Consider the following 15200-nt stretch of genomic DNA (forward strand, 5'->3'; position numbering starts at 1 on the left):
GAGTTGTTATTCGGGGTGCGCGTGTGGGAACGAAAACCCAATACCTTGGAATAACCATGAAGAATAAACCGATACGGCGAGGTCTTTTGCCCGTCTTGTTGGGCCTGCTGCTGCCGGGAACCTCCCTGGCCGCTCAGACCGACTGGACGCAGATCTATCGCCTACAAGACCAATTCGATGAGCTGGGGGGCGTTGCGGTTGATCTGTCCGCCCGCCTGACCATGCTGGGACAGGAGCTGGAAGCCTTTGTCTGCGAGGCCGAGCGCCTCGACTGGAGCAACCGCCGGGTCTGGAACCAGTCCGTGGCGCACTGCATCAATGATCACAGCCGCACTGTGTTGGCTGGGGAGATGCAGGAGGATGGCTCCATCCTGCCGGTGAGCAGCCGCGGCACCAACTATGTCTGGGCCGACAGCGAACTCTATCAGTTTACCCTGGCCCCGGGCGCCGACGCGCCCCAGGGGCAGATCGCCTTGACGCTGGTCGCCCCGGATCCGTCCCTGGAGGGCGCTGCCGTTTCCGGTCGTCTGGTCAACAGCGCCAGCGGCGAGAGTCGCGCCTTCAGCGGCACCTTCGGCAGCACCCTGGTGCTGGATGAGGTAGCGCTGGTACCGCACCAGATCCTGATGGCACCCGCCCAGGGCTATGTGCCCTACAACTCCCCGGTGGTGCTGGATCTGGCCGAGGAGTCGTCTCCGAGCTACAGCCTGACCTACCGTCCGCCGGTGGACGTGGATGCGCTGTCGCCGCTGCCCGGTGTCAGCGTCGAGCTGTTCTACCAGGGCCTGTACCAGCCACGCCAGATGGTGATGGGCAACAATGTCCTGTACATCGGCTCCAGTGCCATTCCTCTGGATAACGATCCTCTCTCCGGCCTGATCTACGCGGTTGAGCTGGATCCCCAGACCGGGGCGGCGGGCGACGCCTACGTGGTGGGCAGCGGCCTGGAAGAGCCCCATGGGGTGGCTTACCGGGATGGTGCGCTCTACTACAGCACGGTCGGCGGCCTCTACCGTATCGATGAGATCGACAGCCGTTATAACACCCTGCCACAGGCTGAGCGGATCTATACCTATCCGGCCGACGGCAGTGAAGGGGTCTCGGGCCATTACCGGGTCTGGCACCAGAAGCACCCGATCAAGTTCAATCCGACCGATCCCTTCGACAACGGCCTCTACACGGCGGTGGGGATCCCCTGCAACGTCTGCATGATGCCGGATCAGCTGTACGGCACCATCTATCGCATCGATCTGGAGACCCTGGAGACCCGTGTGGTGGCCGAGGGGATCCGCAACTCGGTGGGCTTTGACTGGCACCCGCAAAGCGGTGAGATCTGGTTCTCCGACAACAACCGTCAGGGGATGGACAACCCGGATGAGATCAACCGGGTAGCCCAGTGGGGCGCACACTTCGGCACCCCCTATGTGTTTGGTCGCGACACCATCGGCATTCTGCCGGAGGAGGAGGCCAACCCGGATGGGGTGGACATGCCGGCCAACGGGATCTTAAGCGATCTGACCATCGCCGAGATCGATCCGGCCAACTACGTGGCCTCGGCGTTCGAGGTGGAGACCAACAGCGCGCCGCTGGGTGTGGCGTTCTGGGACGGCTACCCGAGTGCGGCCAACCAGCAGCACCTGCTGTTCGCCACCCATGGCAACGGCCAGAAGGCGATCCGCCCGGCGCTGGAGCTGCGCATGCTGACCATCGAGGACTTCACCCGGGTGGCCCACGAGCGCACCCTGGTGCAGGGCTGGATGCAGGACTACGACAAGCTCAGCGACTACGCCTGCCTCAACGACGCCTGCATCGGTCGTCCGGTGGAGATCCTGCCGCTGGATGACGGCAGCCTGCTGCTGTCCGACGATAAGGCCAATGTGATCTACCGGGTACGCTATGACGCCGAGTCGGTCGGTGACAGCCGCATCACCCTGAATGTGCCGCCACTGCCGGATCTGAGCATCGACAACGAGCTGATCCACGGTCGCCTGATCCAGCCGGATGGCGAGGAGCGTCGCTTTTACATGGACTGGCACTCGTCGGCCCTGAGCTTTGATGGCATGGCCGCCGGGGACTACCAGCTGGTGCTGGATCCGGTGGCGGGCTGGCATCCCCAGCCGGCGGTGCAGGCCTTCAGCCTGAGCAGCGACAGCGATAGGGTGAGCCTGGACTGGTCCTACGGCAGCGAAGCGCAGACCGGCACCCTGGTGCTGCAGGCGCCCGAGCGCCCCTTCGGCGTGGCCCGTGATGTCACCGAGGTCTACCTCAGTGGTGCCGGTGACAGCCAGCTGCTGATCCTGGCCTGGGGCGAGCAACGTCCTGTGGTGCTGCCCCTGGGCAATCACAAACTGAGCTTCGGTTACCAATACGGTGCCCTTCCGACGCCACTGGATCAGACGGTGCTGCTGGCGCAGGCGGGAGATTCGGTTGCGGTGAGCTGGGCGATGCGGATCGATCCGGACGTGGGCGATGTGGTGCTCAACGAGAGCTGTGCCACCTGCCACGGCGAAGGGGGTTCCGGCCTGGTGTCCCAGGAGCGGGCCGAGCACTGGTTTGCCGCCGGTTTCGATCAACTGGTGCAGGCCGTCGGCGGCATGCCGATGTACTGTGACGGCCCCTGTGCCGATCAGACCGCCCGCACCCTGTGGCAAGACCGCTGGAGTGCCTACAACCCGCCGGAGCTGCCGCCGATCGAGCCACCGGCGCCGGGTGACGCCCCGCAAGGGAGTGTGACCCGACTTCAGGCTGCGGCCGGGGGACTCGTCTATGTCGATTTTGCCTATCCGGGCGAATCGGGTGGCGCGCCCGTGGTGCCCGGCTGGGGCCCGGACAGCGGCGCCTATGCCGAGGAGTGGCGTGATCAAGCCAGTGTTGACGCGTTCAAAGCCGCACTGGCCAACGGTGTGCCAGCAAGCGTCAAGCAGACCGTAACCGAAAGCCGGGTGGACTGGAGCAACGAAAAGCGCTTTACCGGCAGCCGTCTGCGCGCGGTTCTGGTGGTCGACAAGACCGACTACTACCAGCTGGCGATGACCGCCGATACTTATGGTGAGCTCTACCTGGGCAGTACCCCGGAGGCGCTGCAGCGGATCGCCGAGGTGCCCAACTGGGCCGGAAACAACAACTACGAGAAATACCCTGAGCAGGTGTCCGAGCCGGTCTACCTGCAGGCGGGACAGGCCTACTACCTGGAGTCCATTCACTACACCGGCAGCGGCAACTTCCATCAGAACGTGGCCTGGCGTCACCCTGATGGCAGCTACCAGGTGATCGACACGCTGCATCTGGGGGCCGACAAGGTCGAACAGAGCAACCTGGTCGATACCGTGGCCGATCACCGGGTCGAGTATCGTCACCGCCAGCCGATGATCGGCGCCTGGCAGCTGGGCGCCAAGCCCGGACTGAGCCAGCGCCATGCCAGCTTTACCGTCGAGTACGGCGGCGAGGTTGAGGTGCGGATCGTCAGCCTGGATCCCGATGGGGGCCAGACCGATGGTCAGCCGGCTTCCGTCATGATCGACGATCTGCCGACCTACGCGGTCAGCAGCGACAGCCTGGAGCTGTTCTGGGACTTCGATCGCCCCAACGTGTTCAACGTCACCGACCGCTCCGGCAATGGCAGGGATCTTCCCCTGTCGGGACAAACCTTTACCCCCTACGGCGTGGTCGAAGACGCCCTCTTGCCGGGCCGCGATGAGCGTAACCGTCCGCTGTCTGACGAGGAAAGGATCGATCTGAACAGCAAGGGGTTGAGCTGGTCATTCTGGTTCCTGGCCAAGCCCAGCAACGGCGGTGATCAGAACCGGCTGTTTGAACCCTTTGCCGAGGGCCTGTTCTCCACCTTCCGCGCCGGTCACACCTTGTGGATCGGGACCGGTGAGCACCCTTCCCGCTTTTCCATCGGCGAAGGATTCGACACCGAGCAGTGGCACCATGTGGTCTATACCCGTGAAGCCGATGGTCGTGCCCGGATCTACCGTGACGGCGAACTGGTCCGTGATGGCCAGCATGATACGCCGGCACACCTGACGAACCTGCGGATGGAGGCCTTTAACAACGGTGCCGCCCTGGATGAAGTGCGCCTGTACAGCCGGGTGCTCAATCCTGCGGAGGTGCTGTCCCTCTACCTGCGTCCCGACGCGTCCGACAAGGACGGTGATAACGGTGGCGATGGTGGCAACGGCGGTGGCCCGGACATCGGCGACATGGACGGTCAGCAACTGTATGACCACTTCAAGTGTGCCCAGTGTCATGGCGAAGACGGCACTGCGCCGATCTCCATCATCGACTCCCTGTACCGGGATGACATCCTGGAGCTGATCGCCAACACCATGCCGTACGGCAACGCCGGCAGCTGTGATCTGGAGTGTGCCCAGAAGCTGTTTGACTACATGTGGGGCAGCTGGATCGGCAGCGGCGGTGGCCCGACCCCGCCTCCTGGCAGCAGCGACAGCGGCCTGGACGGCCTGATCACCAGCTGGGAAGCCCAGGGGATCTTCTACAAGCTGACCGAGAACCTGGTAAGCCGCCAGCCGACCGAGGCGGAGATCGAAGAGATCCGTCAGTACGGTGGGGGCGCCGTCGAAGCGCTGCTGACCGAGGTGATGGACGAGCCCGCCTTCCTGGATCGGATCGAGGAGATCTTCAACGATCTGCTGCTGGTCAAGGGCACGCCCAACCTGCGGATGGATGGCCGTGAACTGGCGGCCGCCAACGGCGGTAACTATGAATGGTACGAAGCCGTGGCCGGGGGCAACACCAACCTGCGCAACCACCTGCGGGATCGCACCGAGCAGGCGCTGGCCCGTGAGCCGATGGCGCTGATCGCCCACCTGGTGGCCCAGGATCGTCCGTTCAACGAGATCCTCACCGCCGACTACACCATGGTGAACTACTACTCCGCGGCGTACTTCGGGGTGGCCGACAGCCTCAGCTTCCGCATCCTGGACAACCCGGAATTTGCCCAGGCGCCCTGGGATCCGGATCACTTCCTGCCGGTGAAGCTGAACTACCCGCATTCCGGGGTGGTGACCAGCCTGGCCTTTATGCGGACCTATCCGACCACGGCCACCAACATCAACCGGGCTCGCTCCTACAACTTCCAGCTCAAGTTCCTGGATACCGACATCATGGCGATCGTCGGCGATCGTCCCGGCAGCGATGATCTGGAGCAGGACAACGCGACCTTGAATAACCCGGCCTGTACCGGCTGTCACATCGTGATGGATCCGGTGGCTTCCGCCTTCAAGCACTGGCAAGGGGATCCGCAGACGATCTACCAGGCCGAGCTGAACGAGGATGACTGGCCGCTGCACGCCATCTTGCCGGTGGGCTTCAATGGTGAGCAGGCGCCTTACTACACCGACAAGCCGCTGCTGTGGCTGACCGAGCGGGCCGCCCAGGATCCACGCTTTGCCCGGGCGATGGCCAAACACCTGTTTGAGCCGGTCACAGGTCATGCCTTGATGGGCACGCCGACCGAGAATGCGTCCGCGCAAGTGCACGGTGCCTACCAGCGCCAGCAGCGGGACATCGCCCGTCTGGCCGAGCGCTTTGAGGCCAGTGGCTATCAGCTCAAGTCCCTGGTGCGGGATCTGGTGCTGTCCGAGTACTTCCAGCGCTTCAACCGCTTCGATGGCAGTCGTCGTCTGCTGACACCAGAGCTGCTGGATCGCAAGATCGAAAGCGCCCTGGGCCGGGCCTGGCGCTACCGCGGCGGTTACCGCTGGCTGGATCGCTCTGCCGACAAGCTGGATCTGATGTACGGCGGGATCGACAGCTTCAACGTCACGGTCCGCGATCATCAGCTCAACGGGATCAGTGCCGGGATCCAGAACTTCCTGGCGGCGGATCTGGCCTGTCAGATCGCCCCGTTTGAGTTCTCCCAGCGGAGCGAGGAACGGACGATCTTTGCCGGTCTGGATCCCGACGGCTACCGTCAGCGGTTTGAACTGGAAGACGCCGAACTGGACGGTCCGATCGTGGAGAACGGCCACGCCTTCCATACCGGCAGCGGCTATGTGGTGATGCGCGATGCCGGTCAGTCGCTGGCATTCGAGATCACCCTGACCCACGACGATCAGTACGATCTGGTGCTCAGCTACTCCCATAACGCCAGTGCCTCCTGGGGCGTCGAGGTGTGGATCGATGACGCCCTGGTCCAGACCCTGGATCTGGCCAGCACCTCAGGCGGCGCCCGCTGGAACAATGCCCATGTGGGGCCGGTGTCCCTCAGTGCCGGCACGCATCAGGTGCGCCTGGTCAAGGTGGGCGGCAACGGGGCCATCAACCTGGATAACCTCAGCTTCAAGCCGATGGCCGAGGATGAGCGGCGGATCCGCGCGCTCCTGGCGGATCTGATCGGTCGCCTCTATGGCGAACAGAGCGAACCCTACGATCTGGAGGTGGAGCAGGCTTACCAGCTGTTGCGCTTCGCCCAGCAGGAGGGCCGGGACCGGATCTACGATCTCAGCCTGGATCGCCGTCTGCCCCAGGATTGCCGGGCCCATGAACATCTGCTCGGTGATGAGCAGCTTGTTTACCGGGATCACGTCGATCAGGACATCCACTTCTACAGCCGAAGCTGGATCGCTGTGTTGACTTACTTGCTGAAAGATCAGCGCTTCTTCTACGAATAAAGGCCAAAGGAAGAGATACGATGAATCGCAGAGATTTTGTCAAAAGCCTGATGGCCGGCAGCGCACTGCTTGGTCTGGGCAACATGAAACTGGCCTGGGCGGCCGGGGGAGGCGATCACTACTTCGTCACCCTGCTGGCCGGCGGCGGCTGGGATACCACGGCGTTGTGTGATCCCAAGGGAGACATCCTGTTCAGCGAAAGCCGTGGGGTGATCAACAAGTACCCGGTCTCGGCCATCCGTCAGGCAGGCCGTCTGCGCTACGCGCCGATGATGGATCCGGACTATGTCGGGACCGATCATATGGATGCGTTTTTCCAGCAGCACTACCGCGATGTGCGGGTGTACAACGGCGTCAACGTCGGCACCAATGCCCACCCGGTGGGGCAACGTGCCAACCGCTCGGGTGACGGCGGTGCCGCACAGCCGGACACCGCAGCGCTGCTGGCCGCCATGCACAAGGACAGCAAGCCGCTGGCTTACTACCTGGGCTCCGGCGCCACCACCACCGGCGGTGAGATCCCCGCTTCCCGGCTCAACGACGTCGGGACCCTGGAGAAGCTGGCGGAGCCCTACCGCTACCTGCCCGACAGCGTGATGGCCCGGGTGCTGGGGGATCACGGTCAGATCACCGGGACGGTAGAGGCGAACCTCCACACCGGCGCCGATAAGCGCGCCATGCGGGAGTTTCTCGAGGCCCACGGTAATGCCGATCAGCTGGATCCCCTGCTGCAAAGTCTGCCGCAGGAGCTGTCCAAAGGCTTCCTGGGTCAGGCTGAGATCGCCGCGGCGGCGTTCGCCTCCGGCACCTCCAACTGTGCACTGATCACCATCAATGGGTTTGACTCCCACAACAACACGGATCAGCGCCAACACGGCGCGCAGATGACCTACTTCGAAGCGGCGAATCACCTGATCGCCGAGCTGGAGCGTCAAGGCGTGGCGGATCGCACTACGGTGCTGCTGTGCAGCGATTTTGGCCGTACCCCCTTCTACAACGGGCAAAACGGCAAGGATCACTGGACCGTGGGCAGCATGATGGTGTGGAGCCGCAGGTTCCCGGGCAACCGGGTGATCGGCGCCACCGACAACAAGGTCAATGCCATGAAGATCAACCCGGACACCCTGGAGTTGGATCCCAACGGCATCGAATTGACCCCAGCGCATCTGCACCTGGCGTTGCGCGATCGGTTCGGTCTGCTGGGCAGTGAGCTGGACAGCAAGTACCCGCTGCCGGGCGAGGTGCTGGACCTGTTCGCCTGACGACCCCCTGAGTAACAAGGCCTGTCTGCGGACAGGCCTTTTTTACGATGGCTTCCGGGTGGGTGCACGGCGGGGATGGAGGCGCCCCGTGAGGCACAACCTGGGCATAGGGGCGTGCCTAAGCCGTCCGTTTGCCTCCATTTCGTATGGTTTTTTATGCATTGTAAGACTCAGGGTGTGCGGCATCGAACACCTTGAGGCTGTGTGGCAACTCTAGGATTAAGTCGCTCGCGAAAAGAAATGGGTATGCAGTTGTTTTGCATATCTCGTCAGACCAGTGGCGAGTCATTGTTCGCGTGATTTGGTCGCTTTGTTAGCAGAAATACACTTTTTTCTCGTTGCCGGCTGCGGCAGCGGGGTTGTTTCACTGGATCAGGAGTCGGACTTATATGTCGAGACCAATACGACGCTTGCGCGGCTCCGCCGTGCCCTGGGTGCTGTTTTCAGCCCTGGGGTACAGCGGGACGCTGCAGGCGCAATGGCAAGAGATCGATTACATCGGCCATCAATGGCCGACCATCGAAAAGAATGCCCCCTATAAACTGGAATTTGCCCGCGATGGGCAAAGTGTGGAAACGCTGTATTGCCATCATTGGACCAACAGCTGGAAAAACACCGAAGAGTGGGCCTTTCAGGCCGCGCGTTGCGTCAACCGTAATGCCGAGCAGTTTCGCGCCGGCGTTCATAACGGCGGCGACAGCTTCAGTGAAGTGAGGGACGCCGAGGCCAACCGGATCTGGGCGCCGTTCAGCGACGACCAGTTCACCCTGGTGTCCAAGGCGCTGGGGATCATTGAGATCGATATCCTCAGCGCTCAGTACGCCGGTCTGGATCCTGAGCGTTCGGTGGCCGTCACCGTACTGGAGCAGGGGCAGCAGCGTGAAGCCCTCTCCTGCTCGCTGGACTCGGCGGCCTGGGCCAACAAGGCCACCTGGGCCGAAGCCGTGGCGCACTGCCTGAACGAGCGCAGCGAATACCTGATCGCCGGTCAGTTGGACTTTCTCACCGGGGAATTTGTCCCGGTGGCGGAGGATCCGCGCAACCGGGTGCTGGCCCCCAGCCGTGACTTCCAGATGGTGCTCAGCTCCGAGGAAGCCCCGCCACCGATCCTTCCCGGTCGCCTGACCCTGACGCTGCCCGAGGCCCCCAAGCCGGAGCTGGCGGGTGAGACCATCAGTGGCCGCCTGGTGCATTCCAGCAGCGGCAGCGTCACCGAGATCGATGGGATCTGGGGCGAGACCCTGGTGCTGGATCAGCTGGCCGCGGATCAGTATCAGTTGCTGATGGCACCGGCCCAGGGCTATGTGCCCTACAACACCCCTGTGGTGCTGGATCTGATCAACAACGAGACCGAGTCTTACAGCCTGACCTACCGTCCACCGGTGGACGTGGATGCGCTGTCGCCGCTGCCCGGCGTCAGCGTTGAGCTGTTCTACCAGGGCCTGTACCAGCCACGCCAGATGGTGATGGGCAATAACGTCCTGTATGTCGGCTCCAGTGCGGTTCCGGCGGACACGGATCCCCTCTCCGGCCTGATCTACGCGGTGGAGATCGATCCACAAACCGGTGCGACGGGCGATGCCTATGTGGTCGCCAGCGGCCAGCAGGAGCCCCACGGGGTGGCGTACCGGGATGGTTCGCTCTACTACAGCACGGTCGGCGGCCTCTATCGTATCGATGAGATCGACAGCCGTTACAAGCAGATGCCTCAAGCCGAGCGGATCCACACCTATCCGGCGGACGGCAGTGAAGGGGTCTCGGGCCACTATCGCCTCTGGCACCAGAAGCACCCGATCAAGTTCAACCCGACCGATCCCTTCGACAACGGCCTCTACACGGCGGTGGGGATCCCCTGCAACATCTGCATGATGCCGGATCAGCTGTACGGCACCATCTACCGCATCGATCTGGCGACCCTGGAGACCACAGTGATGGCGACCGGGATCCGCAACTCGGTGGGCTTTGACTGGCACCCGCAAAGCGGTGAGATCTGGTTCTCCGACAACAACCGTCAGGGGATGGATAACCCGGATGAGATCAACCGGGTGGCCCAGTGGGGTGAGCATTTCGGCACCCCCTATGTGTTTGGCCGCGACACCATCGGCATTCTGCCGGAGGAGGAGGCGGATCCGAGCAAGGTGGATATGCCGCCCAACGGGATCTTGAGCGATCTGACCATCGCCGAGATCGATCCGGCCAACTACGTGGCCTCGGCGTTTGAGATCGAGACCAACAGTGCGCCGCTGGGCGTGGCGTTCTGGGACGGTTACCCCAGCGCCGCCAACCAGCAGCACCTGCTGTTTGCCACCCATGGCAACGGCCAGAAGGCGATCCGCCCGGCGCTTGAGCTGCGCATGCTGACCATCGAAAACTTTACCCGAGTGGCCCATGAGCGCACCCTGGTACAGGGCTGGATGCAGGACTACGACAAGCTCAGCGACTACGCCTGCCTCAACGACGCCTGCATCGGTCGTCCGGTGGAGATGTTGCCGCTGGATGATGGCAGCCTGCTGCTGTCCGACGACAAGGCCAATGTGATCTACCGGGTACGCTACGACGCCGAGTCGGTCAGTGACAGCCGCATCACCCTGAATGTGCCGCAGCTGCCGGATCTGGCCCTGGAGCAGGAGCTGATCCACGGTCGCCTGATCCAGCCGGATGGCGAGGAGCGTCGCTTCTACATGGACTGGCATTCGTCGGCCCTGAGCTTCGATGGCATGGCCGCCGGTGACTACCAGCTGGTGCTGGAGACTGTCGCAGGCTGGCATCCCCAGCCGGCGGTACAGGACTTCAGCCTGAGCAGCGACAGCGATAGGGTGAGCCTGGACTGGTCCTACGGCAGCGAAGCGCAGACCGGCACCTTGGTGCTGCAGGCGCCCGAGCGCCCCTTCGGCGTGGCCCGTGATGTCACCGAGGTCTACCTCAGTGGTGCCGGTGACAGCCAGCTGTTGACCCTGGCCTGGGGCGAACAACGTCCCGTTGCGCTGCCCCTGGGCAATCACAAACTGAGCTTCGGTTACCAGTACGGTGCCCTGCCGACGCCACTGGATCAGACGGTGCTGCTGGCGCAGGCGGGAGATTCGGTTGCGGTGAGTTGGGCGATGCGGGTCGATCCGGACGTGGGCGATGTGGTGCTCAACGAGAGCTGTGCCCGTTGTCATGGCGAAGGTTCGTCCGGCCTGGTAACCCAGGCACGGGCAGAGAAGTTCTTTGCCAGCGGTTTCGATCAACTGGTGCAGGCCGTTGCCGGCATGCCGATGTACTGTGACGGCCCCTGTGCCGATCAGACTGCCCGTACCCTGTGGCAGGATCGCTGGAGTGCTTACAACCCGCCGGAGCTGCCGGATCCCGAGCCACCAGAGCCGGGCGAAGCCCCGGAAGCGACCATTGTCGATCTGACGGTGGGCGCAGACAATGCCGTTGATCTGCTCTTTGAGTACATGACCGTCGGCGGTGATATCGATGGCATTACCCTCAGTTCGGCACAGGCCGGCCAGTGGGTGGATTATGATGTGTCGCACCTGACGCTGGGCACCTCTGGCCCATTGAGCCTGGTGCTGCAGGCGATCGGCGATGGCCGGGCCACCCGAGTGTTCCTTAACAGCAAGCAAAGTGGTGCGGCTCCGGAGCTGGTGTTGACGCCCAAAACCGGCGGTACCCCCGTGGTGCTGCAGGTTAGCGACGACACCACGGCACGGGGCGGTGCGTATGCCGACACCGTTTATGGCCAGGACAGCACCCTGAAGGTGCGTCGTGGCTCCATCAATAACCAGTGGGAGCAGGCGGTCCTCAAGTTCGAGCGTGATGGCCTGAACATGGCGGACTTCAAGCGGGCGGTGCTGCGCACCAAGGTGTCGAGCCTGAATGACGGCCCGAACCCGACCATCAAGGCGTCGCTGCTCGACAGCGATGACTGGAGTGAGTCGACCCTGACGTTCAACACCCTGCCGGGGATCGACGATACGGTGTACCAGCCGGTACCCGATGGCCTCAAGGCCCACCGGGTCGAGTTCCGCTACCTGCAGCCGTTCGTCGGTGAATGGTTGGTCGCCGGTACGCCTGCACTGAATGATCGTCATTTCCGTTTCTCCCCGGAGCACGGGGGCGATATCGAGGTGCGGATCGTCAGCTTCGACGAGGCCGGTCAGCCGACCCTCAGTGCGTCCCGCTCTGTGCTGGTGGGTGGCTTGCCAACCTATGGCGTCAGCAGTGACAACCTGGAGCTGTTCTGGGACTTTGATTACCCCAATGTGTTCAAGGTGACCGATCGCTCCGGCAACGGACTCGATCTGCCCTTGACCGGTCAGCGCTTTACCCTGGAGGGCGCCGTTGACAACGCCCTGTTACCAGGACAAAGCAACCGCCATCGCCTCCTGACGGAGGATGAGCAGCTGGATCTGAACAGCAATGGCATGAGCTGGTCCTACTGGCTCTACCCGGTCGACAGCAGTGGCGATCGGATCCGCCTGTTCCATGGCCTGGGCGAAGGCCTGTTCGCGTTCCTGCGCGGTGGCCAGACCCTGTGGATCGGCACGGACAACAACCCATCCCGCTTCGCTACCGGCGGCATTAAGCTGGATCGATGGAATCACGTGGTCTACACCCGGGACGCCAATGGCAGCGCCAAGCTGTATTTTGATGGCGAACTGGTGGCCAGCGGTAACCACACTGTGCCGGTTCATCTGACCGATCTGCGCATGGGCGACTTCCGCAATGACGCGGGTCTGGATGAGTTGCGCCTCTACAGCCGCGTGCTCAACCCGGCCGAGATCCTGTCTCTCTACCACAATCCGCAAGACTCGGATAAGGATGGCGATAACGGCGAGCCGGGCGAAGGTCCGGATCTGGGCGACATGGACGGTGAACAGCTGTACATGCACCTTAACTGCGTGGCCTGTCACGGCACCGACGGTCTGGGCAATACCCCCATCCTCGACAGCCTCTATGGCGATCGCGAACACCTGATCCAGCTGATCATGGATACCATGCCCTATGGCAACATCGGTGCCTGTGATCGCGAGTGTGCCGAGAAGCTGTACGACTGGATGTACGGCGACTGGATCGGCAGTGGTGGTGGCGGTACCCCGCCAACCGGCAGTGGTGACAGCGGCCTGGATGGGCTGGTGACCAGCTGGGAGGCCCAGAGCTTCTACTACAAGCTCACCGAGAACCTGGCGAGTCGTCAGCCGACCGATGAGGAAGTGGAGCAGGTCCGTCTCTACGGTGCCGGCGCCATCGACGGCCTGTTGACGGATCTGATGGAGGAGCGCGGCTTCCTCGGTCGTGTCGAGGAGATCTTCAACGATCTGATGCACGTGTTGGGAACGCCCAACCTGCGCAACGACGCGCGTGAGATCGCCTGGGCCAATGGCGGCTACCCGGAGTGGACCGATGACGCGGCCGGCGGTAACACCAGCCTGCGTAACTACCTGCGGGAGCAGAATGAGCGTGCGCTCAACCGGGAAGGCCTGGCGCTGATCCGCCACGTGGTCCAGAACGATCTGCCGTTTAATGAGATCCTCACCGCCGACTACACATTGGTGAACTACTTCAGTGCCAATTACTACGGTCAGGGCGGCCAGCACAACTTTGCGCAGCTGGAGGATCCCAAGTTTGCCGAAGCACCGTGGGATCCGGAGGATTTCCAGGTGGTGCGGCTCAACCACCCCCATGCGGGCGTGTTGACCAACCCGGCGTTCATGCTCAGCTACCCGACCACGGCCACCAACATCAACCGGGCCCGCGCGGCGAACTTCTACGCCATGTTCCTGGATACCGACATCATGGCCATCGGCGGCGGTCGCCCCGGCAGCGATGATCTGGAACAGGAAAACGCGACGCTGCACAACCCGGCTTGTACCGGTTGTCACGTCGTGATGGATCCGGTGGCATCGGCCTTCAAACATTGGGTCGGTGAGGCCCGCCCCGTGTACAAGGCCGATCTGTCTGACAGTGACTGGCCGCTGCACGCCATCCTGCCGCTGGGCTTCAGTGGCGAGCAGGCGCCTTACTACACCGACAAGCCGCTGCAGTGGCTGACCGAGCGGGCAGCGGTGGATCCGCGTTTCGCCCGGGCCATGGTCAAGCACCTGTTTGCACCGGTGACGGGCCACGATCTGCTGCCGATCCCGGAAGAGAATGCCGATGCGGATACCCTGGGTGCCTACCAGCGTCAGCAGCGGGATATCGCCGAGCTGGCCAAGCGGTTTGAGAGCCGTGGCTACCAGTTCAAGCCGTTGATCCGGGATCTGGTGATGTCGGAGTACACTCAGCGCTTCAACCGCTTCGGCGGCAGCCGTCGCTTGCTGGCACCGGAGATGCTGGATCGTAAGATCAGCAGCCTGACCGGTCGGGATTGGCGTTACCGGGGCGGCGACAGCTGGCTGGATCGTCACGATGACAAGCTCAACCTGATGTACGGCGGGATCGACGATCACAGCGTGACCGAGCGGGACTTCCGCCTCAATGGGATCAGCGCCGGGATCCAGAACTTCCTGGCGGCGGATCTCGCCTGTCAGGCGGTGCCCTTCGAGTTTGGCTTGAAGCCAGAGCAGCGTCGGATCTTCTCCGGGCTGGAAGCGGACGGTTACCGTCAGCGCTTTGAGCTGGAACAGGCCGAGCTGGATGGGGCCTGGGTCGACAGCAGTCACAACCACTACACCGGCAATGGCTATGTGGTGATGACCGACGCCGGCCAGTCGCTGAGCTTTACCATCAACCTGGCGCACACGGATCTGTACGATCTGGCGTTGAGCTACTCCCAGCCTAATGCCACCGCTCGCCACGTCGAGCTGTGGATCGACGGTGAGTTTGTCCAGGAGATCGTGCTGGGCCGCACCTTCAACAACAGCCGCTGGCGTAATGCGCCGATCGCACCGATCGCACTCAGTGCCGGCAGCCATGAGATCCGTCTGGTCAAGGTGGGCAACAACAGCCACGTCAACCTGGATAACCTGGGCTTCCATCCCCGCGAGGAAGAGGAAGCGCGGATCCGCGCGTTGATCGCCGATCTGATCTGGCGCCTGTACGGCGAAGAACTGGAAGCCGACGATGCGCAGATCAGCCGGGCCTACCAGCTGTACCGCTTCGCCCTGGCCGAAGGTCAGAGCCTGGTGTACGACCAGGTGGTGGACTACCGCCTGCCTCAGGACTGCCGTGCCCATGAGCACACTCGGGATGGTGACGTGCTGGCGACCACGGAGCACGTCGATTACGACGTTCACTTCTACAGTCGTAGCTGGATCACCCTACTGAACTACCTGCTGAAAGATCAGCGCTTCTTCTACGAATAAAGGCCAAA

3 protein-coding genes are annotated in these 15200 nt (G+C 62.9%); all 3 read left to right on the forward strand.

Annotated elements, in window-relative coordinates:
* The first annotated feature begins 56 nt into the window (after positions 1 to 56).
* Positions 57 to 6638: a LamG-like jellyroll fold domain-containing protein gene (locus tag AC2D8U_RS13035; RefSeq protein WP_484619500.1), complete on the forward strand. Its 6582-nt coding sequence runs from the start codon at positions 57 to 59 to the stop codon at positions 6636 to 6638.
* A 20-nt stretch (positions 6639 to 6658) separates the two neighbouring features.
* The gene (locus AC2D8U_RS13040; protein WP_484619501.1) at positions 6659 to 7900 is read left to right on the forward strand and encodes a DUF1501 domain-containing protein; all 1242 of its coding nucleotides are present in this window, start codon (positions 6659 to 6661) and stop codon (positions 7898 to 7900) included.
* Positions 7901 to 8289: 389 nt separating this feature from the next.
* Complete coding sequence (locus AC2D8U_RS13045; protein ID WP_484619502.1) at positions 8290 to 15192, forward strand: LamG-like jellyroll fold domain-containing protein; 6903 nt, start codon at positions 8290 to 8292, stop codon at positions 15190 to 15192.
* The last annotated feature ends 8 nt before the right edge of the window (positions 15193 to 15200 follow it).

The sequence above is a fragment of the Ferrimonas sp. YIN67 genome (assembly GCF_057219095.1).